This window comes from Paenibacillus sp. cl141a (assembly GCF_900109305.1).
GTDB lineage: Bacteria > Bacillota > Bacilli > Paenibacillales > Paenibacillaceae > Paenibacillus_AQ > Paenibacillus_AQ lautus_A.
On the sequence record NZ_FNZO01000012.1, the window covers coordinates 143,304 to 166,016 of the forward strand.

The 22,713-nt window shown below is 50.4% G+C and carries 18 protein-coding genes and 3 tRNA genes; 6 read left to right on the forward strand and 15 right to left on the reverse strand.

Translation table 11 applies throughout. The features are described from left to right. Nucleotides 1-9 precede the first annotated feature (9 nt). From BMX45_RS25765 to BMX45_RS25795, 7 genes are all read right to left on the reverse strand, one after another. A complete protein-coding gene (locus BMX45_RS25765; RefSeq protein WP_090913026.1) occupies nt 10-3,123 on the reverse strand; it encodes an alpha-mannosidase in 3,114 nt (1,037 codons plus the stop codon). A gap of 3 nt (nt 3,124-3,126) precedes the next feature. After that, nucleotides 3,127-5,424, reverse strand: a complete 2,298-nt coding sequence (locus BMX45_RS25770) for a glycoside hydrolase family 3 N-terminal domain-containing protein (protein WP_090913028.1) — start codon at nt 5,422-5,424, stop codon at nt 3,127-3,129. Between the two features lie 26 nt (nt 5,425-5,450). Next, a complete protein-coding gene (locus BMX45_RS25775) occupies nt 5,451-6,347 on the reverse strand; it encodes a carbohydrate ABC transporter permease (protein WP_036666173.1) in 897 nt (298 codons plus the stop codon). A gap of 52 nt (nt 6,348-6,399) precedes the next feature. Then, complete coding sequence (locus tag BMX45_RS25780; RefSeq protein ID WP_175320733.1) at nt 6,400-7,329, reverse strand: ABC transporter permease; 930 nt, start codon at nt 7,327-7,329, stop codon at nt 6,400-6,402. A 137-nt stretch (nt 7,330-7,466) separates the two neighbouring features. After that, nucleotides 7,467-8,945, reverse strand: coding sequence for an ABC transporter substrate-binding protein (locus BMX45_RS25785; RefSeq protein WP_015734274.1), 1,479 nt, complete (start codon nt 8,943-8,945; stop codon nt 7,467-7,469). Between the two features lie 127 nt (nt 8,946-9,072). Next, nucleotides 9,073-10,584, reverse strand: a complete 1,512-nt coding sequence (locus BMX45_RS25790) for a response regulator transcription factor (protein WP_090913030.1) — start codon at nt 10,582-10,584, stop codon at nt 9,073-9,075. Then, nucleotides 10,577-12,358 carry a sensor histidine kinase gene (locus BMX45_RS25795; RefSeq protein WP_368087182.1) on the reverse strand — a complete coding sequence of 594 codons (1,782 nt, stop codon included), beginning with the start codon at nt 12,356-12,358 and terminating at the stop codon, nt 10,577-10,579. The genes BMX45_RS25790 and BMX45_RS25795 overlap by 8 nt, the downstream gene beginning before the upstream one ends. 225 nt (nt 12,359-12,583) lie before the next feature. Here BMX45_RS25795 and BMX45_RS25800 point away from each other — a divergent pair, with 225 nt between their 5' ends. After that, entirely contained in the window at nt 12,584-12,922 is a 339-nt protein-coding gene (locus BMX45_RS25800) for a L,D-transpeptidase (protein ID WP_036671045.1), read from the forward strand. Between the two features lie 101 nt (nt 12,923-13,023). Then, nucleotides 13,024-14,100 (forward strand): AI-2E family transporter, encoded by a 1,077-nt coding sequence (locus tag BMX45_RS25805; RefSeq protein ID WP_090913034.1) that lies wholly within the window; start codon nt 13,024-13,026, stop codon nt 14,098-14,100. 75 nt (nt 14,101-14,175) lie between these two features. Here BMX45_RS25805 and BMX45_RS25810 read toward each other — a convergent pair whose 3' ends face one another. The 3 genes from BMX45_RS25810 to BMX45_RS25820 all read right to left on the reverse strand — a co-directional run bounded on the left by BMX45_RS25810 (nt 14,176) and on the right by BMX45_RS25820 (nt 15,563). Beyond that, nucleotides 14,176-14,598: a hypothetical protein gene (locus BMX45_RS25810; RefSeq protein ID WP_254778262.1), complete on the reverse strand. Its 423-nt coding sequence runs from the start codon at nt 14,596-14,598 to the stop codon at nt 14,176-14,178. Further along, on the reverse strand, nt 14,591-15,277 hold the full coding sequence (locus BMX45_RS25815; protein ID WP_090913124.1) for a uracil-DNA glycosylase: 687 nt from the start codon (nt 15,275-15,277) through the stop codon (nt 14,591-14,593). The genes BMX45_RS25810 and BMX45_RS25815 overlap by 8 nt, the downstream gene beginning before the upstream one ends. 200 nt (nt 15,278-15,477) lie before the next feature. Further along, nucleotides 15,478-15,563: transfer RNA gene (locus BMX45_RS25820), tRNA-Leu, on the reverse strand. Nucleotides 15,564-16,027: 464 nt separating this feature from the next. On the opposite strand from BMX45_RS25820, the gene BMX45_RS25825 reads away from it, so the two are divergent. The 3 genes from BMX45_RS25825 (at nt 16,028) to BMX45_RS25835 (ending at nt 18,852) form a co-directional block, all read left to right on the forward strand. Next, nucleotides 16,028-16,750 (forward strand): polysaccharide deacetylase family protein, encoded by a 723-nt coding sequence (locus tag BMX45_RS25825; RefSeq protein WP_254778267.1) that lies wholly within the window; start codon nt 16,028-16,030, stop codon nt 16,748-16,750. A 192-nt stretch (nt 16,751-16,942) separates the two neighbouring features. After that, nucleotides 16,943-17,542 carry a TetR/AcrR family transcriptional regulator gene (locus tag BMX45_RS25830; RefSeq protein WP_090913038.1) on the forward strand — a complete coding sequence of 200 codons (600 nt, stop codon included), beginning with the start codon at nt 16,943-16,945 and terminating at the stop codon, nt 17,540-17,542. Between the two features lie 104 nt (nt 17,543-17,646). Then, nucleotides 17,647-18,852, forward strand: coding sequence for an MFS transporter (locus BMX45_RS25835; RefSeq protein WP_090913040.1), 1,206 nt, complete (start codon nt 17,647-17,649; stop codon nt 18,850-18,852). Between the two features lie 95 nt (nt 18,853-18,947). Here the strand turns inward: BMX45_RS25835 and BMX45_RS25840 are convergent, their stop codons facing one another. Beyond that, complete coding sequence (locus BMX45_RS25840; RefSeq protein ID WP_090913042.1) at nt 18,948-19,202, reverse strand: hypothetical protein; 255 nt, start codon at nt 19,200-19,202, stop codon at nt 18,948-18,950. Between the two features lie 144 nt (nt 19,203-19,346). On the opposite strand from BMX45_RS25840, the gene BMX45_RS25845 reads away from it, so the two are divergent. Then, on the forward strand, nt 19,347-20,957 hold the full coding sequence (locus BMX45_RS25845) for a GMC family oxidoreductase (RefSeq protein ID WP_090913044.1): 1,611 nt from the start codon (nt 19,347-19,349) through the stop codon (nt 20,955-20,957). Nucleotides 20,958-21,059: 102 nt separating this feature from the next. On the opposite strand, the gene BMX45_RS25850 is transcribed toward BMX45_RS25845, so the two are convergent. The 4 genes from BMX45_RS25850 to BMX45_RS31465 all read right to left on the reverse strand — a co-directional run bounded on the left by BMX45_RS25850 (nt 21,060) and on the right by BMX45_RS31465 (nt 22,683). Further along, the gene (locus tag BMX45_RS25850; RefSeq protein ID WP_090913047.1) at nt 21,060-21,644 is read right to left on the reverse strand and encodes a hypothetical protein; all 585 of its coding nucleotides are present in this window, start codon (nt 21,642-21,644) and stop codon (nt 21,060-21,062) included. Nucleotides 21,645-22,230: 586 nt separating this feature from the next. Further along, nucleotides 22,231-22,304: transfer RNA gene (locus BMX45_RS25855), tRNA-Ile, on the reverse strand. A 55-nt stretch (nt 22,305-22,359) separates the two neighbouring features. Beyond that, a tRNA-Met gene (locus BMX45_RS25860) sits at nt 22,360-22,436 on the reverse strand. An 82-nt stretch (nt 22,437-22,518) separates the two neighbouring features. Beyond that, entirely contained in the window at nt 22,519-22,683 is a 165-nt protein-coding gene (locus tag BMX45_RS31465; protein ID WP_217648131.1) for a hypothetical protein, read from the reverse strand. Nucleotides 22,684-22,713 lie beyond the last annotated feature (30 nt).

A 22,713-nucleotide genomic window follows, 5' to 3' on the forward strand; every position in this document is an offset into this window, starting at 1 on the left:
CTCCTTTGACTAAGTATGTTGTGTGGTCAATTTGATGGTTTTGATCTCGTACGGCAGGAATTGAAGGGTTAACCTTCCTTCCGCGATATCCAGTTGTTCGAGTTCTTCTTCCAAGGCGTTGGATAGATGGACCCTTTCGCAAGGATAAGGCCAGCTCACTGTTGCCGCATCCCGGCCGCCCGCGGACTCATACATCCGAAGGACGTACCCCGTGCCGTCTTCTGCCGGCTTAACGGTATCCAGAATAACGTGATCGCTCTCGAACGGAATAAACGAATGCACGGCAGGCTGCGAACCCTTCTTCGAACCTGTTCTCACCCATGGCAGATCATGATTAAGCTCGGCTGCTTTGCGGACGATTCCGGCGCTTCTCCAGTCTCCGTTATGCGGATAAAGGGAATACGTGAACTCATGCTCTCCCAAATCCGCCGTGACATCCGGCCATTTCGGCGCGCGCAGCAGCGACAGCCGGATTGTGCTGTCCTGAACGTCATATCCGTATTTGCAGTCGTTGATCAGGCTGACGCCGTATCCATGCTCCGACACATCCGCGAAGCGGTGTCCGCAGACTTCATATTGCGCCTGCTCCCAACTCGTATTGCGATGGGTCGGTCTCTCAATGGTACCGAACGGAATCTCGTAGGTGGCCTTCTCGGCAACGACGCCGATCGGGAAACCGACTTTCAGCAATTTATGCGATTCGTTCCAGCTGACAAACGTCTTGAAGTCGATCCGCCGGTCATGATGATAAAAAATCATATCCTGCGTGATCTCCGACTGATGAATGCGCCAGCGGAAACGCAGCACATCTTGGACTTCGCCCGCAGACACCAGCTTCTTCTCGATCAGCTCGGCATCGCCGGCGGATTGCTCCTCGTAGCGGGTATCGATATCCCACGCATCCCACAGCGTCGGACGGTCATGGAAGAAGTGGAACCGATTCGCGGCTTCGCCCGGCTTGATTACTTCCCGATGTGCTTCTTTATCCCACAGGCTCGTGATTTCGCCGCGCTCGTTAAAGCTGACCATATAGTAATCCGTTTCCCAAGAATCTGCGAACACTATAGTAGACTTCTCCGCTGCCTTTCCGTTTCCTACCGAAGGCTTCAACCAGATGGTTGTGTATCCCAAGGCCGGGATGCCTTGAACATGAACGTTCAAGCGCTGCGAGGTTTCGCCGTTCTCTCCGGATAAGGCATCGAATGGCAGCCGCGCCCCATCCGAATCGTACGGCGCAAGACCAGGCTCTACTTCTAGCGAGATGACGGCGTCTCGTCTCCATCCAAGTCCGTTGAAGATAACATACGGAACGCCTTCTCCTTCTGTATCGGCCTGGTCCGCCAATACCTGAAGCCCGAGATCCAGGCTATGATTTCCTTTTTGGAACACCTCTGCGTATTCCTTCTCGGAGGTCACGTAAGATTCCGTTATCGCAGAACCCGGAATAATATCGTGGAATTGATTCAGCAAAATCAGCTTCCAGCCGTCATGCAGCTCGCTGACGATGCCCTGCTTCTTCTCGTTGTCCATCGACGGGAAAGCTACCGTGTTCCATAGCTCCGCCTCGCGGAACAGGATTTCCGCTTTCCGGTTATGGCGCTTGTTTCGTGCATGCGTCGTATAGGTGCCGCGATGAAGCTCCAGGTATAAATCCCCGCGCCATTTCGGCAGCTGCGGCTGAGCTGCGTCGATCCTGTCAAAAAACTCGGCAGCCGTGCTGTACTTGCTGGCAGGCTGACCGACCATCAGCTCGGCCCGGTTGATGTATTCCAGCATCTCGCGAGTTACGCCTCCGCCGCCGTCGCCGTGTCCATACAGCAACATCTGCTCCGGATGAACGGCTCTTTGACGGTACGACTGCCAATGCTCGTGAACGTCCTTCGGCAGCGTGTTCTCGTTCACACCATGGTTCAGATAGGAGAGCATCGGCGTTCCATCGATTCCGACCCAATGGAACAGATCGTATGGGAACACGTTCGTATCGTTCCAGCCAAGCTTGGTTGTCATGAAATAACGAATGCCGCCATGCTTCAAGATTTGAGGCAGGGATGCACAGTATCCGAACGTATCCGGCAGCCATTCGATATGCGATGTCAGGCCAAACTCTTCTTGATAGAAGCGCTGCCCGTACAGCATTTGACGCATGAGAGATTCCCCGCTCGGAATGTTCAGGTCCGGTTCGACCCACATCCCGCCGACCAGCTCCCAGCGCCTTTCCTTGATTCGGGCCTTCACTCTCTCGTACAGCTCGGGATCGTGATCCTTCAGGAATTGGTACAGCAGCGGCTGGCTCTGCGCGTACTTGAATTCGGGATATTCGCTCATCAGCGCATCCATCGTGGAGAAGGTGCGGCTTGTTTTTCGTACGGTTTCCCGAACGGGCCACAGCCAGGCGATGTCGATATGGGACTGGCCTACCATATGCTCGGTGCCTTCGGCATGGCCGCCTATGGCTGCGACCGACTGTTTCAGATCATGCTCAATCGCGGTCACCTCGGCACCATCCCGAATGGCAGCGTCATTCAAGCCTACGAAGCGATCCATGGCCTGATACAGCGCCTCCATCATGCGGATGCGCCGCATATCCGTATCCGGCAGCAGGATAAGCGAATCCCGGATCACGGTAGCGGTGTACATCAGGCTCTGGACAGGCACGTTTACGCGGACAAGCAAACTTTGTACACGGGTAATCGGTGGCTGAATGACAGCCTGCTGATTCAGCGGGTCGACCGGCTCCGGAATCGGATCGAACAATTCGATCTCCAGCTCCATGTTCATTCCGGTGCGCTTCGGATCCAGCGTAACAAAAGTATGATTCCGGTCCAATCCCTGATAAGACGCGCGATTAATGCGCAGCAGCCCCTCGCCCCCGGATTGAAACACGAGCCCAATCGCTCCATCTGCCCATTGCGGGGGTAACTCAAGATTCCTCCGAAAGAAATAGGTTGTCCCCTGCGTGCTCGGAAACCTGTTGAAGTTCTGCCCCTCCGGATAAGGGGCCGTCTCTTCGTACACGCCCGGAACCACGTAAGTGGACCGGGTAATGTTCCAATCTCGAAGCTCCGTCGATTCGAGCCACTGCCGCTCCGACAGTTCGCGTATAAAGCGTCGAATACGTTCCATTGATTAATCCTCCTGTACGGTCAGATCTGCACTAAGCGTATCATTCACATGCCTGCCTAGCATAACACGGAACAACCCGGGTTCAACCACCTGCCGGTAATCTTGACCGATATATTGAAGCTGTTCCGGACCGATCGTGAATTCCACCTTGCGCCGCTCTCCGGGCTGCAGGGAAATTTTCTGGAAGCCCTTCAGTTCACGGGCGGGTCTCGTATATTTGCTGGCGGCATCGCTTACGTACAATTGTACAACCTCGGACCCTTCACAGTCACCGCTATTTGTAACGTTCACGGAAACAACGGCCGTACCGTCCGTTCCGATCACTTCCGGAGTGATTCGAATATCCGAATAACTGAATTCGGTATAGCTAAGCCCGTATCCGAACGGATAACGCGGCTGGGAATCCTCTTCAAGGTAACGCTTACCGCGTGACCGCTTGCCGTTATAGTAAACCGGCAGCTGCCCGACATGCTTCGGTATCGACATCGTCAGCTTGCCGGACGGATTCACGTCCCCGAACAAAATGTCCGCTACCGCATGTCCGCCTTCCTGTCCAGGATACCATGCTTCCAGAATCGCATCGGCATGCTCGTCGATCCACGGCTCCGCGATCGGACGGCCGTTGATGTACACCACGATCATCCGCTTGCCAAGCTTATGGATCTCCTGGGCCAATTCCAATTGAACGCCGGATAGCTGCAGCGTCATCCGGTCAATGCCTTCGCCGCAATCCATGTCGCTTAAAGCATCGTCCGTGACCTTCGAGGCCCCTGTGCGCAAATCAATCGTGCCTTCGCCGAAATCGCGGGCGCTTGAACCGCCAAGCACCATAACCACGGTATCGGCCTGTTCCGCACAAGTCAATGCGAATTCAAAGCCCTCCCTGGAGTCGTCCTTAATGCGGCAACCCGGAGCGTACAATACGCGCTGCGCTTCTTCTCCCAGTTTCGCGCGGATTCCGCCAAGCACGGTGGTCACGGCTGCCGGCGGCTGAGGAGAGGTGTAGTCTCCAAGCTGATTGTATCCCTGATCGGCATTAGGTCCAATGACGGCAATCACGCCGCCTTCCTTGGATAACGGCAGAGCCTTTGCTTCGTTCTTAAGGAGAACGATGCCTTCTGCCGCAAGCTGCCTGGCAAGTCCGACATGCTGCTCGCTGCCGATCACGTTCTCGGCTGTCTGGGGATCCACGTAAGGATTCTCGAACAATCCGAGCTTGAATTTTAACGTCAATACACGGCGTACGGCCTCGTCCAATACGGAGACCTCCAGCTTGTTTGACTCGACAGCCTTCAGAAGATGCTTGCCGAACATCTCGCCCGACATCTCCATATCGATGCCGGCGCGGATGGCCTGCACAGCGGCATCCATTCCGTCTTCGGCGGTATCATGGCCGCTGGCCAGCATATCGATGGCGCCGCAGTCGGTGATTACCATGCCGTCAAACCCCCACTCCTTGCGGAGAATGCCGTCAAGCAGTTCCGTATTGACGGTGCAAGGCACGCCGTCAATCTCGTTATAGGCGGGCATAATGGAGGCCGCTCCCGCTTCCACGGCCTTCTTGAACGGCAGCATGTCCACTTCCATCAGCTCACGCGTGCCCATGTGCACGGGGCCGGCATTTCTCCCGCCTTCCGAGCTGCCATAGCCAACGAAATGCTTCAAGGTCGCCGCAACGCTGCTCGGGCTGTCCAGGGACTCGCCCTGAAGGCCTTCCACCGATGCGACCGCATATTCGCTGATCAGGTACGGGTCTTCACCGAAGCATTCTTCGGTACGTCCCCATCTTGGATCGCGCACGACGTCGAGCACCGGCGAATAGGTGACCGCGCCGCCCTGGCTGCGTGTTTCCAGCGCGACGGCCCGGCACATGTCGCGGTATAAATCCACGTTCCACGTGCTCCCGATGGACAACGGCACCGGAAAGACCGTGCCGCCGATGGCCATGTGACCATGCGAGCATTCTTCCCCGATCAGGATCGGAATGCCAAGTCGAGACTGCTCAACGGCGTACCGCTGGATGTGATTGACGGCTTCCGCTCCTTCACGCGGAGAAAGACCGGTCTCAAGTGTTACACCGGTCCATGGATCGGCGCGAAGGGTCCCGTAAAGGGATCCGACGCCGCCATTTTTAACTTGCTCTTTAAATGAATCCGTTAATGTAATCTGACCTTCATTCACCTCATAGGTCTTCCAGCCGAACGGCTGGATCAACTGCCCCACCTTTTCCTCCACGTTCATCAGGCCAAGCAGATGTTCCACTCTTTCCGCAATGGGTTTACGGGGATCTTTATAAGTCATCTTATACCCTCCGGTACTTGAAGAATTTATTCTTTAACCGCGCCGATGGTCAGACCTTGAATGAAGTAGCGCTGGAAGAACGGGTATGCCAGAATAATCGGTCCGGTTGCCAGAACGACCATCGCCATCCGCGAAGTATCCTGCGGCATGCTCTGAAGAGCGGCCATGCTAAGGGATGAGTTCTGCGAGTTCTGCAGGATGAACTGCATGCTGGTTTCGATCCGCATGAGCATGGATTGCAGCGGAACCAGGTTCGGATCGTCGATGTAGAGCAATGCGTTGAACCAATCGTTCCAATACCCAAGCGTGCTGAACAAACCGATGGTAGCCAGACCCGGCAGGGATAGCGGCAATACCAGCTTGTAGAAAATCTTAAACTCGCTCGCACCGTCGATTTTACCGGATTCGATGATGGCGTCCGGCACGCTGGTGCTGTAGAACGTACGCAGAATCATGATATAGAAGGCGTTGAGCGCCAAAGGCAGAATCAAAGCCCAGATGGAATCTTTCAGACCCAGCAATTGCGTTGCTACGATATAAGTCGGCACCAGCCCCCCGTTGAACAGCATCGTGAAAAATGCGAAGAACGAGAAGAAGTTCCGGTATCTGAACCCTTTGCGGGAGATGGCATAAGCATAAAGCGAAATGATAAACAGACTGAGCAGCGTACCTACGACCGTGACAAAGATCGTTACGCCGTAAGAACGAAGAAGCGTATCGCCTGTCTGGAATACGTATTTGTAAGCTTCAAGACTCCATTTCTCCGGCCAGATTTGGTATCCGTTTCGGGCCAGTGAGCCTTCGTCTGTAAATGAGATGATCATAACGAACAGGAACGGAAATACACACAGGAACGAGAAAATACCGGCAATCAGGTTGAATACGACATTCCACCCGGATGAAAGCTGATGGAAATCTTTCATCTTGCTTTTCGATTTGAACACATCACATACCCCCTTCTTGATGATTGATCGATTAGAACAATGCGTTATCCTTGTCGTATTTACGAACAATATAGTTGGATACCATAACCAGAATAAATCCGACAACCGACTGGTACAGACCCGCAGCAGTACTCATGCCGATCTCGCCCGTTGTTTTCAGACCGCGATATACATAGGTATCAATGACGTTCGTTACGGAATACAAGGTTCCCGAATCCCTTGGCACTTGATAGAAGAGACCAAAGTCAGCGTAGAAGATTTTACCGATCGCAAGAAGAGTCAAAATGGTCATCAGCGGTTTCAGCATCGGAAGCGTGATGGCTTTAATCTGCTGCCATTTGTTCGCTCCGTCAATCATCGCCGCCTCGTACAAGGATTTGTCGATCCCCATGATCGCCGCCAGGTAGACGACGCTGTTATAACCTACGGATTTCCACAAACTGATCAACGTCAGGAATATCGGCCAATACTTGGCTTCGGAATACCACTGAACCGGCTCCATGCCGAACCAGCCCAGAATCTGATTCAGCATCCCTTTATCCATGCTCAGGAAACTGAATGCGAAGTAACCTACGATAACCCAGGACAGGAAGTACGGCAGAAACATGCCGGTTTGATAGACTTTCGCCAATTTCTTGTTCACGATTTCAGACAATACGATAGCCAGTGCTACGGATAGAATGAGACCTAATATGATGAACACGAAATTATAAAGAACGGTGTTGCGCGTAATGATGTAAGCATCGTTGGTACTGAACAGGAATTTAAAGTTTTGGAATCCTACCCATTCACTATTAACGATACTTGCCCAGAACCCGTCTCGGCTAAAGCGGTATTCCTTAAATGCAATAATGGTCCCGAACATGGGCAAATATGAGAATAAGAGAAACCACAGGGTCCCCGGCAAAACCATGAACAGCATGGCCTTATTCGTCATAATATTTTTGAAAAACTGTCCGATTGCTCTCACGCTTACCCCTCCTCGTGATGTGCATGAAATGAACAAAAGAAGGGCGGTGAACATCCGCCGCCCCGTCCTTGTTCATGCAGCGGCACCTGCTGCCCCTTAGGGCAGGCAGACCGCTTCATGCATTGTTATTACTTGCTTGCTTTCCAAGCATCAATTTGGCTTTGTGCTTCAGCGATGATCTTATCCAGACCGGCAGCTTTCAGCTTTTCATTCGCTTTTGGCAGGAACTCCTCAGGATTGACGGTACCTGTCATCAGCGGCGCCCAGAACTCTTCTTTTACGTTGTTGACAGCAGCGAGCTCTGTGGATACTTTGGTTGGATCGAAGTTGAAACCGAGAAGTGGAGCAGGCTGGCCGGACTCGTTAAACTTCTTGAACTCTTCCCATTTGTTCTCAGGATCTTCAGGATTCAAGTATGTCAGCATGACATTGCCAAGCGCAAAAGTAGGCATGTCGTAGTTTTTCGATTCTGGCAAGTTTTCCATGACGTTCTCGCTAAGCTTCTTGTAGTGCACGCCTTCGATACCGGAGTCAACCAGGTTTCGAAGATATACGTCGGTGTTCAGCAGGTTCAGGAACTCCATTGCTTTCTCAGGGTATTTCGAGTTTGCGGAAATCGCTTGCATCGAACCCATAACCGACCAGTTAAAGATGTTTGCATCGCCGGCAGGAGTAGATACGACCGGATAGCCGTAGCTTTGGCTCCACAGGTTGTCCGCGAATGGCTGTGTAGCCGCACGGTCCGTGAACCAGTTGCCGGATGTCATCAGATCTTGCGTCGAAGTTGTTGTTGCAGCTTCTGGGGAGATGTATCCCGCTTTGTAGTACTTGTTCATCAACTTAAGCATGTCCATCGTTTCCGGCATTTCGAGGAAGTTCACGACTTTCAGTTCTTCCTTGTCGTCCAGGTATACGGCCATTGGCATTTTTTCGATGATGTAGTCAAATGGAAGCAATGGTCCGAAGTCTTTGCTGATGGCCAAAGGAACGACGTTCGGTTCGTTTTCCTTGATGGTTTTGAGCAGCGGCTCCAAGCTTTCCATCGATTTTACGTTCGAAATATCGAGATTGTATTTATCGAGCAATGTTTTGTTAAAGCGCCATGCTTCTTGAGCAGGAAGCTCTTTGTTGGCCGGAATCGCATAGTTGTGTCCGTCAACCTTGGAACCTTCCAGGAACGCCGGATCGATTGCTTCCTTAATGCCTTTTCCGTGGCTTTCGATCAGCTCGTCCAATTCCATGAATGCGCCTTTACGTGCGTTCTGCACATAATCGAACGCCCATGAGCTCGTGAACAGGATATCCATCGGTTCGCCGGAAGCTGCCATAACCTGCATCTTCTGGTTGTAATCCCCGAAGTCGATCATTTTCATGTCAACGGTTACACCAATCTTCTCAGCAGTGTATTTATTGATTTCTGCCTCAACCTTGTCAACATCCTTTTGAGGTGTACCGATGGTGTACCAGATTAGCTCAACCGGTTTCTCGGCAGTTCCCCCGCCGTTTCCTGCACTTTCTTCTTTATTGCCTCCGCATGCAGACAACAGCATGGACGCGGACAATAAAAGCGTTAGCGGCAGGAGCCATTTCTTTTTCGATTTACTCATGTTTATCCTCCCTTTTGAATCCTTGTGTCTCTACACCTATAAGGTTATCCCATGAAAGCAGTTTCACATAGGCGAAAAATTAAAGGTATTATGGTGAAAATAAAGAAAAAAGCTCTGATTCTATCAATCAGAGCATCCCTCTAAAATCCCTCGGCGATACGCCGACGAATTTTTTGAACTGTTTATAGAAATAACCGGTTTCCCAATAACCGACATTTTTTGCGATATCCTGCACTTTTGTCGAAGAGTTCCGAAGCAGCTCCTTGGCCCGCTCAATCCGGTACCGGTTAATGTACTCCGTGAAGTTTTCTCCCGTCTCTTTATGGAACAGATGACCCAGATAGACCGGATGGATATGATAGTTAGCTCCCAGCACCTTCAATGACAAATCCTCGTTGTAATGGTGCTGGATATGATTCAGAATCTGCTGGATGACAGGACTCTTCACATCATTGTTGAGCGAATCGACCAGCCCGCCGACCCCATCCTTCACCGCAGTGATCAGATCGTCGCTCGATATGGAATCCATAATATCGGTAATCGTGTTTTTCACGAAATCAGGGGCAGCCGTATACTGGATATCGTTCAGCTCCAGTTTCAGGCGAATGACCATTTCGACCGCGATGCTCTTCAAGGTTGTCGGGTTCATTCCCTGGGTGTGGCGAAGCCGGTCAAAATCGCTGTCGATCAGATCGAACAGCACCTGCTTGTCCCTTCCGGCGATGCCTTTGGCATACTCGGGCCACTGTATCGAATAGGATTCCGCCGCTTCTCCCTTTTTGGCCTGAACATCAACATAATCCACGTAGGAGGGCTGCTCCAGAACAAGATAGTATTCCTGGGCTTCCTTGGCATGGAGATAACTGTCCTTGTAATTCCCGCCAAGGCTCTCCACGCTGCCGAGGGAGATGCTCAGCTCTTCTTCATAGCACTGCTCCCGCACCTGCTGCAGCAGGCGGATTGCCCTCGCTTTTTCCGTATCCGGGTCTTTCATCATGAAGATGACCACATGATCGCCGTCGTTGTCCCGGAAATACAGAACACCTGGCTCCTGGTCCATTAATTGATACAGGCAGTTCTCCAGCGGCGTGAAGTCCGCTCTCAGGATAGATGCCATAACATAGGGCAAATTGAGATTCAACCCCAGAAGGGTCGCCCGCTCCTCCAGTTCCTCCGGCTCGATCCGGTCGGTGATCCAGCGATACAGGATGTTGCTCCGCAAAATATTGATGTCATACTCGTCCAGTCTCATTTCCCTTCTGGACTTGTTCATTTTATCCGTTGTGCTTGCAATCGTTTCTTCCAGTTCCTTGAGGTTGATCGGCTTGAGCAGATAATTCTCGATCCCTAGCCGCATGCCTTCCTTTAAATAGGCAAAGTCGTCGAAACCGCTCAGGATAATCACCTTCAGATTACGGTTTAATTTGCGTGCCCCCTCGATCAATTCAAGCCCCGTCATCACGGGCATCGATATATCCGTTATAAGAATGTCGACCGGGACGACCGACATCTTCTCCAGTGCCTGACGGCCGTTCTCCGCATGACCGACCACCTCGATGCCATACTTCGACCAATCCACGACATCAACCAATCCCTCTATAATGAACGGCTCATCGTCCACGATAAATACCTTATACATCGTTATTCAGCTTCCTCTCTGTCACCGGAAATTTCACTGTCACCGTCGTTCCGTTACCCGGCTCACTCTGGATGTCCATTCCGTATGAACTTCCATATGTCAGCTTTAATCGCTCATTCACGCTCCGCAGACCAAACGATTCTCCGCTCGACTCGGCCACATCCAGCCGGGATTTGATGTCCTCGAGCCGCTGCGGCGGGATCCCTTTCCCGTTGTCCTTGATCTCGATATGGACCTCGTCATCCTCCTGCGTCGCGTTGATGGTCAGCCAGTTGTCGTCCTGATCGCTGCGAAGGCCGTGAACGATATAATTTTCAATCAGCGGCTGCAGCGACATTTTGATCATCGGCACATGCTTGATTTGATCGTCGCAGTGCATTTTGTAAATATACTTGTCCTTATAGCGAATGCGAAACAGCTCCAAATAAAGTCTGCACGCCTCCAGCTCATCCTTCAGCGTGTAGTGGGACTTATGCTGAACGATATTCTTGAAAAGCATCGACAAGCTGTAGATCATATCGCCGACGTCCTGCGCCCCCTGCGAGAGGGCCCTCATTCGAATCACTTCGAGCGTGTTGTATAAAAAATGCGGGTTGATTCTCGCCTGCAGCGCAGACAGCTCCGCGTTCTTCTGGTTAATCTCCGCTTTATACACCTTATCGATGTAACGGGAAAGCTCATCCAGCATTTCATTGAAGCTGCCTGCGATTTGCCCCAGCTGATCGTCCTTGGTATCCTGCATCCGGGCCACGAACTCTCCCTTCTCGACCTTGCGCATAAAACGGATAATGTTATCGGTCCGTCTGGAGTAATTGACGATCATCAGGGAAGGGATGGACACCGCAATCACGATGCATAGCAGGGCCGCAATGATAATGGTGCTCTGCAAGCCATGGAACGATTCCGCGATTTCGCGCTTGGGCGTGATGCCCACCACCGTATAGCCTGCCTGATTATGGGCTGCCGTTGTAATATAGGATTCCTCATCGAGGGTCACGGTTTCCTTGGAATTCAGCAGCCGGTCGGCATACGGATACTTCTCGCCGTAATATTTGCCGGAGGAGTCAAACATCACGCGGCCGTCGCCCGACAATACCAGGACGGAGCCCTTCAGGGAATCGTTGCTGTTGTTCAGCACGGCATCCAGCGCTTCCGTTCGATACAAAATAAGCAGTTGTCCCAGATTTTTGTAAGTGGTCATATCATTAATCGGGCTTCGGATCGAGAACAACGGCAAGGTCACGTCTCCGGCGAGCTTGCGTATCCATAGATTCGGCAATGTGACGCTCTGGCTTTCGAGCGCCATCACGTCGGGAATGTAGGAATGCGTGGCATTCGCCTGATACAGCCTTGTCATGCTGCCCTGCTTGTACACGTAGACATATTGCTTCTCCGCGCTGTACAGCATGATATTCTCTATATCCGGATCGTCGTCAAGCCTCTGCTTGAAATAAGCGACTACGCTGTCCGAATTGGACTGCCCCCCGCCCGCGATCCGATTCATTCGCTTCGCCATATATTCGTTAAACGAGTTCATGAGGAAATAGGAAGTATCAATGCCCAAAGAGCTGTTGCGGTATAAGTCGTTCACATAGGACTGGGCATTCTCGTATTTTTGATTCAGGTGTCGTTCCACCCGCTCCACCGCGCTCCGCTGGATGTCCAGCTCGCTGCGGACGGCCGATTGAAACAAGAAGTAATACATAAGAAACGATAAGGTAACGATGGTAACTACCGCAATCAGGGCGATTAACAGCAGCATCTTGGTGAACATATTATTTTTAATATATTTTAGATATAGCCTTGCGGGAGACATCGGCTTCCCCTTCCTGGTGTAAACGTTGTAACTGCTTAACATATTAAATATAACATCGGCAAACCGTCCTCAACGGATGAAATTTCTACCAAGTCATGAAGGTGTAATTTGCCTATTTTAGACCATTTTGGGGCCGATCCCCCCCTTTTTTCATAGCTTGAATCTTGAAGGAGATGGATGATCATGCCTCAATACCGCATTATTGTCGATTTGTCCGACTTTCAGCTGCACCTGCTCGACGGCAACATCGTGGTACGCACGTTCCCGGTCGCCATCGGCAAAATGGCTACGCAATCGCCTCCCGGCAATTACACCATCGTCAACAAACAACCGAATCCCGGCGGTCCTTTTGGGGCTTACTGGTTAGGGTTGTCCAAACCCCACTACGGCATCCATGGCACGAATGACCCTTCATCCATCGGACGCTCCGTCTCCCATGGCTGTATTCGGATGTATAACGAGGACGTGGTGGAGCTTGCTTCCCTCGTGCCCATCCATACCAGGGTCACCATACGTAACTAATAACATAAACTGGTGATTTCAAATCCCTCCAAATTGGTTAAATACAAATGTTACATGGTACCCGTGTATTTTACCTACTCGTTGTTATGGAGGGATTGCCCATGATGCAGAGCAAATATTTCAGGACATGCTTCGGCATAATCGCGCTGCTCTTAATCATCTACCTAGGAACCGAAATCAGCTTTTTGTTTCGCCCCATCGTCTCCATGTTCAACATGCTGATCGTTCCGGTGGCCATGGCCGGCTTCTTCTATTATCTGCTCAGGCCGATCGTGGACTACCTGGAGCGGCGCAAAATCAAACGATCCATCGGCGTCCTGATGCTGTATTTCGTCTTTGCCGGTCTCTGCGCGATCTTTGGCATCGTCGTATGGCCGACGCTCCGTGAACAGATCGAAAACTTCATCAGCAACGCCCCCTTCCTGGTTGAGGGCGTGGAGGAGCAGATCGACCAGCTTCAACAAAATCAATTCTGGTCCCGCTATATACCAACGGAATCCGAATTGTCTACCTCCCTGACGGAATACATGAACCGGATCATCACATGGATCAGCAATTCCATCAATAACCTGATTTCCGTTGTATCCGGCGTCGTTGTCATTATCGCTACGATTCCAATCATTTTGTACTACATGCTGAAGGAAGGCAGCAAGCTCCCGCCAAGACTGCTCAGCGTCCTGCCCAGACGATACCGCCGCGACGGCCAGGAGGTGCTGGGCGAGATCGATACGGCACTCAGCAATTTTATTATCGGCAAAGTGATCCTGAATCTTATACTTAGCGTCATGATCTATATCGGATTTTTGATTATCGGACTGCCCTATTCCCTGCTCTTGACGGTGATCTCCTTCTTCTTGAATTTCATCCCGTATATCGGTGCGCTGCTGGCGACCGTTCCTGTCGTCATCATTGGATTTATCGAATCGCCTTCCATCGCGATATGGTCCGTTGTGGTCATTGTCATCGCCCAGCAGATTCAAGATAATATTCTGACACCCGTCATCTACGGGAAACAGCTGGATATTCACCCGCTGACTACGGTTGTCCTCATTCTTGTAGGCGGCGACTTCTTCGGACTCCTCGGCATCCTGCTAGCCATTCCGGCCTACATGATCATCAAAATTATTGCGGTGCGAATTTACGAGCTGTTCCTCGCCGAAAAAGTAGAGGACGCATGATGGCGCCTCACAGCAAAAAAGGATGCCCCCGCCAACTTTGCGATGGCTAGTGGGACATCCTTTATTTTAAAAGAATCACGCATTGCCGCGCAGGGATCGAACCACGAAATCATGCTCGTCCTTACGCAATATCGTGCCATTCGACAGTGTGACGGTATCCTCATCGTGAGATGTCAGGATAGCCTGGGAAGACACCAGCTGGTTGCCCCTCCATACCATGACGCAGGACCCAAAATAAACGGCATTATCGAATTGAATGGTATGACTCACGACATAACCGATGGAGTTCAGGGCCGGATAGGAGTTCCTCGGCATAATCCTATGAATCGCTCGAAACGGAATGATTAGCTCGCCCGGGCCTAGAATCACTTTCTCCTGAACGGGATCCCACCCTTTCAGCACACCTTCAACCGTGCTTTTCGCCCCGTCTAGACGCTGAATGACAACATGACGACCAATCCAATGCTTCATGAAGGTCACCTCTCGCGGATTATTCATCTCCATCGTCCGGCGTGTTCGGGATGTCCCACTTCACCGGATTCATACCCTCTTGCATTAAAAAAGCATTCGATGCTGAAAATGGACGGCTGCCGAAGAATCCTTTGTGCGCTGCAAACGGGCTCGGATGACTGGACTCAAGCACCTTGTGACGGCTTCGGTCTATGAAGGAACCTTTCTTCTGTGCATAACTGCCCCATAATATAAACACCATGGGCCTTTCACGTTCATTCAGTTTCGCGATGACCGTATCGGTGAAGGTCTCCCACCCGATGCCTTTATGGGAGTTCGGCTCGCCCTCGCGAACCGTCAGCACGGCATTGAGCAGCAGAACTCCCTGATCCGCCCATGATTGCAAGGATCCATGATTCGGAGCCGAAATCCCCAGATCCGATGAAAGCTCCTTATGTATATTGCGTAAAGACGGAGGAATCGCAACCCCGGGCGAGACGGAAAAACTCAGTCCCTGCGCCTGCCGGCGACCGTGATAAGGGTCTTGTCCCAAAATAACGACCTTCGTCGATTGGTACGATGTTTGCTGCAGAGCCCGAAATATATCTTCCTTGGGAGGATACACCGTACTGCGCCGGTACTCTTCATCCACCCGTTCCATCAAAGCTTGAAAATAAGGCTTATCCACTTCTCCCTGCAGGATAAGGTCCCAATCATTGTTAAACATCCGCATGTCTCCTCTCCCTCCTCCTCACGCAGGTCAGCATGGAATCATAAAAGAAATGCGATCACTTTAATCGGGACGCGGCATCTTCCGCTTAGGTCCGCAGGAACAACGCCCGCTAATGAATTTGCGTCGATTTAAAAAATAAGCCGGCACCCATACAGGGGCCGACTTATTTTGCATCATACCAGACGCTGTTATAATGCCGAGGACGGGGGTCGAACCCGTACGGTAGTCACCTACCGCAGGATTTTAAGTCCTGTGCGTCTGCCAATTCCGCCACCCCGGCATATTGTATCCGCGCATGTTCCTAGCGTCGTTCACGTTCACTTGAAAAGCCCGAAGGTACGCGTGGAATCCGCAATATTTTGCGAGATCATCCCGAAATCCAGGTGTGCACATTTCGTCTTAGCGACAAAATCGATAATACCATGTACAACCATATGATGTCAATATATGAAACTCATAATTTTTCGCATCACCCCGGGGCAAGCACGATTCTTCTCGATGGACCAGCGCCATCGCCCTGATTCCTCTACATGCAGGAACTGACAGCAATCCAGGGGCTCCTTCGCAATTGACGCGCTTGCTTTCCCCGCGAGAGCTTCCTATAGAATAATTTCTTTGATGATCGTGCATCCTAAATGAAGCTCGCGTGCTATCATGCGGAGACTAGAACAACAGAAGAAAAGGAAACCCATCGCCATGAAAAAACGAACATGCTCAGCCTTTTCATTGCTTGCTCTTGCGCTGATGCTTGGTTATCCTTGCCAAGTGCATGCGGAGCACGTGCCTTCCGCCTCCAAAGGCAGAGATTATTATGAGGAGCGCGGCGAGATCGTGTGGGAAGTGCCCACGCAGAACAAGGTGATCGCCCTCACTTTTGACGACGGCCCGGACAAGCATAACACCGTTCAAATTCTGGATCTGTTAAAGCGGTATGACGCTAAAGCCACCTTCTTCGTTGTAGGCAGCCGGGTGGAGAAACACCCCGACATCGTCGCGCGGGAGCTGCAGGAAGGACATGAAATCGGCAACCACTCCTATACGCATCCGCCCTTTCACAATATTAACGTCACGAAGTTATCAAGTGAACTGAATCAAACGCAAGATGCGATCTATCAAGCCACCGGCATGAAAACTGTACTGTTTCGCCCGCCCGGGGGCAGCTATAATGAAACCATTGTCAGAACGAGCAAGGATTTGGGGATGCTGACTGTATTGTGGTCATGGCACCAGGATACCCTCGACTGGCGAAAGCCCGGCGTCAACCGCATCGTCCGAAAGGTTCTGGACAACGCCCGTAACGGCGATATCGTACTTATGCACGATTTTGTACCCAGCAGTACGCAGACGGTTGAAGCCCTCAAGGTGATTTTGCCGGAGCTGCAAAAAAGAGGTTATTCATTTGTTACCGTATCCGAGCTGATGTCCTACCATGAGAAATCACGCAAGTTCATCGAAGTCAACCATTAATAAGCCGTCCGCATGTGAGACAATGACCGCTGCCTATTGGAGGTAACGGTTATTTTTTTTAGGACAGGCTTCGACCCCGGAGCGCCGGAGAGAATTTTCTCTTGAATATTTTAAACCCATTTGTTAAGATACAGAACGAACGTTCAGTATATGCATATTTGACGATAGCCTATAGGATAAGGGGGTGCGTGCGTGAACAAAAAACAACAACAAACTGAAGATACCAAGCGACGCATTGCCGAAGCCGCCAAGGCGCTTTTTATGCAGAAGGGATACAAATCAACGTCGATCGAGGAGATCGTCGAAGCCACCGGCAGCAGCAAAGGGAATATTTATTATCACTTTAAAAGCAAGGAAGGGCTGTTTCTGTATTTGATCGAGGAATGGGACCTCGAGTGGGAACAGAAATGGAGCAGCAAGGAGCAGCAATACACCAATACCGTCGGTAAATTGTACGGAATTGCCGACCAGCTGGTGTTTGATGATCTGAACCACCCCTTCTCCAAAGCTCTCGACGAATTCATGAACAACAATGGAGACGTGTCCGAGGAAGTAGAGCAGCGAATCGTACGGATTATCCGAAGCCACCTGGAATTCAATCAAAAGTTGCTGCAGCAAGGGATTGATCATGGGGAATTTGAGAATCATAACGTGGAGCAGCTCTCCCTCATTTTTGAAAGCCTCATCGTGGGCTTAAGCCAAATGTCCCGCATTACGAAGGTAAAAAATCCGCTTGCCCTTTATCATACGGCCATCCAAGTATTCCTGCACGGCATCGAAAAGAAATCATAAATGACACGTTCTCTTTTTTATGCTCTATTATAAACCGAACGTTCAGTATAGTAAGAAAAACGTAAACCATCATTAAATCGTTTTTTATCTTTGGAGGAATCATCATGTCATTACTATTGCGAAACAATGGAGCCATTCTGCTCCTCATGTTCAATATATTCTTAGTTTTCACCGGCATCGGGCTCGTCATCCCCATTATGCCTACCTATATGACGGAGCTGCATATCAGCGGAAGCACGGTGGGCATGCTGGTTGCCGCCTTTTCATTAACGCAGCTGCTATTCTCGCCGCTTGCGGGGAGATTGTCCGATATCATGGGCCGCAAAAAAATCATCATCTCCGGCATGATTGTATTCGCCATATCGGAATGGTTATTCGGAGCCGCCAGCACGCCGACGCTGCTGTTTGCGGCAAGAATGCTGGGCGGCATCGGCGCCGCCCTCATCATGCCCGCCGTCATGGCCTATACGGCTGACGTCACTTCCAATGAGGAGCGTGCCCGGGGCATGGGATTCATTAATGCAGCGATTACGACAGGCTTCATTATCGGCCCCGGCATCGGGGGCTTCATCGCCGAGTTTGGCATTCGTGTTCCTTTCTACGCTGCAGCCGTAGCCGGGGGCATTGCGGCTGTGGTGACGCTCCTGCTGCTTCCGGAATCATCCGCCAAGCAAGAAGCATCTACCGTTCTGGGACGGAAACAGGAGAGCCTTCCGGTCCAGCTGGTCCACTCGTTCAGGGAACCGTATTTCCTAAGTCTGATCATCGTATTTGTTCTGTCGTTCGGTCTTGCCAATTATGAAACGGTGTTCGGCCTGTTCGTGGATCATAAATTCGGATTCACTCCTAAAGATATCGCCATGATCATCACGTTTGGCTCCATTGCGGGCGCTGTCGTGCAGGCAACGATATTCGGCTGGATCCTGAACCGGTTCGGCGAGAAAAGAGTCATTACGCTCAGCTTGCTCACAGCGGGAATCTGCATTCTGTTAACGCTGCTTGTGCATAAATATTGGCTAATCTTCCTTGTGACGTTCCTTGTCTTCCTGTCAATCGACATCCTGCGTCCTGCCATCGGCACGCAAATGTCCAAGCTGGCAAAGGATCAGCAAGGCTACGTTGCCGGCCTGAACTCGGCTTATACCAGTCTGGGGAACATTGCAGGCCCCCTTGTCGCAGGTTATCTGTTTGATTTGGACATCAACTTCCCATACATCTCTGCCTCGATCGTCCTCATCCTCTGCTTTTTCTTAGCCATGCGTGCCGGCAGAGCCTGGGCTGCTACGGAAGCTGTCATGAATGAGCGATAATCATACGCTGAAACAACATAATCTCCCGTCTTAGACAATGACAGAACAAGACCCTGCCGTAAACTTCCGGCAGGGTCTTTAGGTTTCGTTATGTATTAATAAGCCACCAGGACTATAATCGCCAATAAAGCCACAAGCGCAAACAATAGGGCCCATCCCAGTTCAAACCGTCTTTTTTCTTGATATGCCTTAAAAGCTTTCCTTGACTCGAATACGAATACGATCACTAAGAAGGCAAGCAACACGGGCAGTCCCCAAGACTGATTCAATACCCACTCTGACACCTTGATCCCCCATCCTATGTACGAAAATGAACTGCTTCCCACCAGCCTCAGCGTTTGGAAGTACATGTCCCTAACGACTCCATTAAAATGTACCGTAAGTTGTCCCCGAATACAAATCTCGCTGATCGGAACTGGACGTTGCCAAATTAGGCACCGTTCTCAGAGCAAATTAATATTCTGAATTAGTTCATTTCCAAAAGGAGTGCTTTAATGGAGAAAAAATCAACTTATGATTACATTGTGGTAGGCACAGGCCCGGCAGGAGCCGTTATCGCGAAGACACTTACTGATGACATGCGAACTTCCGTGCTTGTTTTAGAATCGGGCGGAAACCAAGACAAAGACAAACCGATTAAGGATTCAACCTTTGCACTTGAGCTTGAGGAAATGTTCTTCCCGAACTACTTTTGGCAGGGAGAAGGCATCCCCCAAGAGGAACTCGATGAACGCGCATTCGAATGGACGACAGGTCGTCTCTCGGGAGGCGGTTCTTCAATCAACGGAGAACAATATGTTAGACCGACATCTGCCGTGCTCCGAAAGTGGGAACGGCTGCTTGGACCTCTATGGTCACCCGATAAAGCGATTCGACGATTCAAAGCATTGGAGAATTATAACGGGGAAACCACAAATATCCATGCACACGGGTATCGAGGAAGAATTAACATCCGGCAAGCACCCGAAACTCCAACGCCGATGGCTCACAAGCTGACAACTGCGATCGAGCGGGCAACAGGTTATCGGACCATTCTTGACTATAATGATCCGAATACTCCCATGGGACCGTTCACCCGTTGGCAATTATACCAACAGCCTGATGGCGATAGGGAGAGCTCCTCCACAGCCTTCCTGTCTCGTGATATTATGACGGCAACAGGTCGGGGAGTAAATAACAGAAAACTAACGGTGAAGTTTCGAACAACGGTTCTCCGTATTCTTTTCTCTGGTAAGCGGGCCATTGGCGTTGAATACTTGAAGGATGGCAAGTGCTGCTATGCATATTCCCGTAAAAAGGTTATCATTTCGGCGGGGATCAACAGCCCTCAGTTGTTGATGTTGTCAGGAATCGGACCCGCCAAAATGCTGAAAAAGGCTGGAATCCCTGTCATCTTCAACAATCCAAACGTAGGGCAACGGCTAAAAAACCATACCTTAAATTTCGCAGTATTTGCTACCAATTCACAAGATCATCCTCTCCCTCCCCTAGACCCCAACGCACTTTATACGGGAGGAGCTTTCTTGCCGGATCCATCTGGCACCGATCCGGATGAGCGAGCTGTCCAACTCATTGGCATCGGATCCGAGGAAGAATTGACCATAGCGATTCTGTACTTGCGACCCAAGAGCAACGGGACGATCCGGATACAAAGCAAAGATCCGCTGAATATCGTATTGGCAGACGAGGGATTCCTCTCAAATCCAGACGACATGGAGGCGGTAAAAAGAATTTATAGAACGTATATTAAAGATATTGCCATAGAGTTGGAACAGATTGATTCTTCATATCGTCTCGTATCCCCTACATTTGATATCATCGATGACGATGACAGGCTTGAAGAATTTATCAAGGAAAATTTCGATCACAATCACCATCAACAAGGATTTCTGCGGATGGCTCCTTTATCCGAAGGAGGAGTCGTTAACCGTAAAGGAAAGGTACACGGGGTTCAAGATTTGATCGTTGCAGATGCGTCCTTAGTTCCATATACAGTCGACGGAAACACCTCATCTGCTGCATATCTCATCGGCTACACCATAGCAAAGCAATTAAGTAAACGCACAAAAAAGAAACGGCCACAACCGGAATCGGGGGAAGAATGAAAACTTCCCCGCGGTTCCGTTATGATGGAATGCTAATATAGCGATAGCATCTCAATGCCGCGCTCGACGGGCCGCTTCTCAGCCGGTGGATACTTTGAGCTACTACCGGAGTTCAATTTCGATACGGGCAAGGACACCAGCTGGATTATCTCCGCTTCGGTTTGCATTTGACGGGAAGTTAAAAGCGGCGATCACGATATCGTTTGTGCCTCTCCGAAGGAAGCGTCTGATATTAAAAGTTCTTCCCGGATTAAAGAATGAAACATTGCCCTGCGGGTTGTCGATAACGACCGACCGTCCATTGATTAAAACGATGGCAAAGTTATCCACAGACAGGAATAAGCTAGCTCTCTCAATATTGTCTCTAATCGTAAATCTTCTGGCGACCACAGCAGCAGGACCGTTTGGGTCATTTCTTCCCCAAACGTACGATTCACCAGCCTGCGGCGCCACCCACGCCGGATTTCGCTCGATTTCTAGTGCATTTACCCAATTTCGGTTCGTACTTATTCTTCTAGTTTGTTGACTAATAACAACCGGATTTTGTGCATTCAATGATCTCTGTGCGGCAATCACCGTTCTCATTGCCTTTGCAACGCTACCTGCCCATATTCCGCTATGTCTTCTAGGCGTTTGCAGTTGTTTGACCGTATTTTTTGCCTTTCCTGATACTGTGCTTTTGTGCATTTGTGCTTCCTCCTTTTTATCAACGAAATCCACTGATAACCCAGCGTATGAACCATAATCTTATACCGCTTATGACCTGTTGGCCTTTGTCACAATTTTTTTCAGTTCCTAAGACGACCACACTGATCTCTTCGGTGTCGTTGTTTAATGTTCAGTTTAAGTACAATGAAAATGCTAAAAACGGGGACGTTGCCGTCCCCGTTTATCGTAATTGGGGATACCACATGGGTGCAGTATCGTAATTTGGTGAATTATTTAAATCCAGTGATGCTTCATTCAGGTGTTTAGTTAAATCCAAAAAGTTCCCAAGATAATAACCAAGAGAATAAACAAAACCAGAACAGTTCCTACAGGATTTGCGTATCCGTTGTAACCGCCTTTTTCGTAGCTCACTGATGTTAACCTCCTTGCTTTGTGGAATGGTACAGTTTATGTACATAGACGGTCTTAGTCTGGACATTTCGGCAATCATGATCAGATTGTGCTAATGTTAAGGGTATTACCTATACTTTCAGTATCTGCAGGCGTCTGCCAAACCGTCCTGTAAACAGCAAAAAACCCTTGCATCGCAAGGGTTTTCATAAAGTGGGCCCTGAGGGACTCGAACCCCCGACCAGTCGGTTATGAGCCGACCGCTCTAACCAACTGAGCTAAGGGCCCTGAACATACATGTACACATAAACATAAGGACGTCATACATACATCGTTTAATAATTGGTTGCGGGGGCAGGATTTGAACCTGCGGCCTTCGGGTTATGAGCCCGACGAGCTACCGAACTGCTCCACCCCGCGTCAATGCTGTATCAAACAGCGACAAGAATAAATATACACCATTCCCCTGCATCAAGTCAAGTACTGTTTTAATGGAATTTCCTCAAGGCAGGAATCGCACGCCATAACGCCCCTTCTTGGAACGATAAACCTCCACTATCCGCGGATCATGATACCCGAACAGCCAGCCATCCTGCTCCAGACGTTTAGCGAAGCACCCAGCCTGAAATTTGCTTGTATAGAGCTTTCCGTAATATACCCAGTTCATCCTATGCGGCTCCTTACCGAAATGATAATC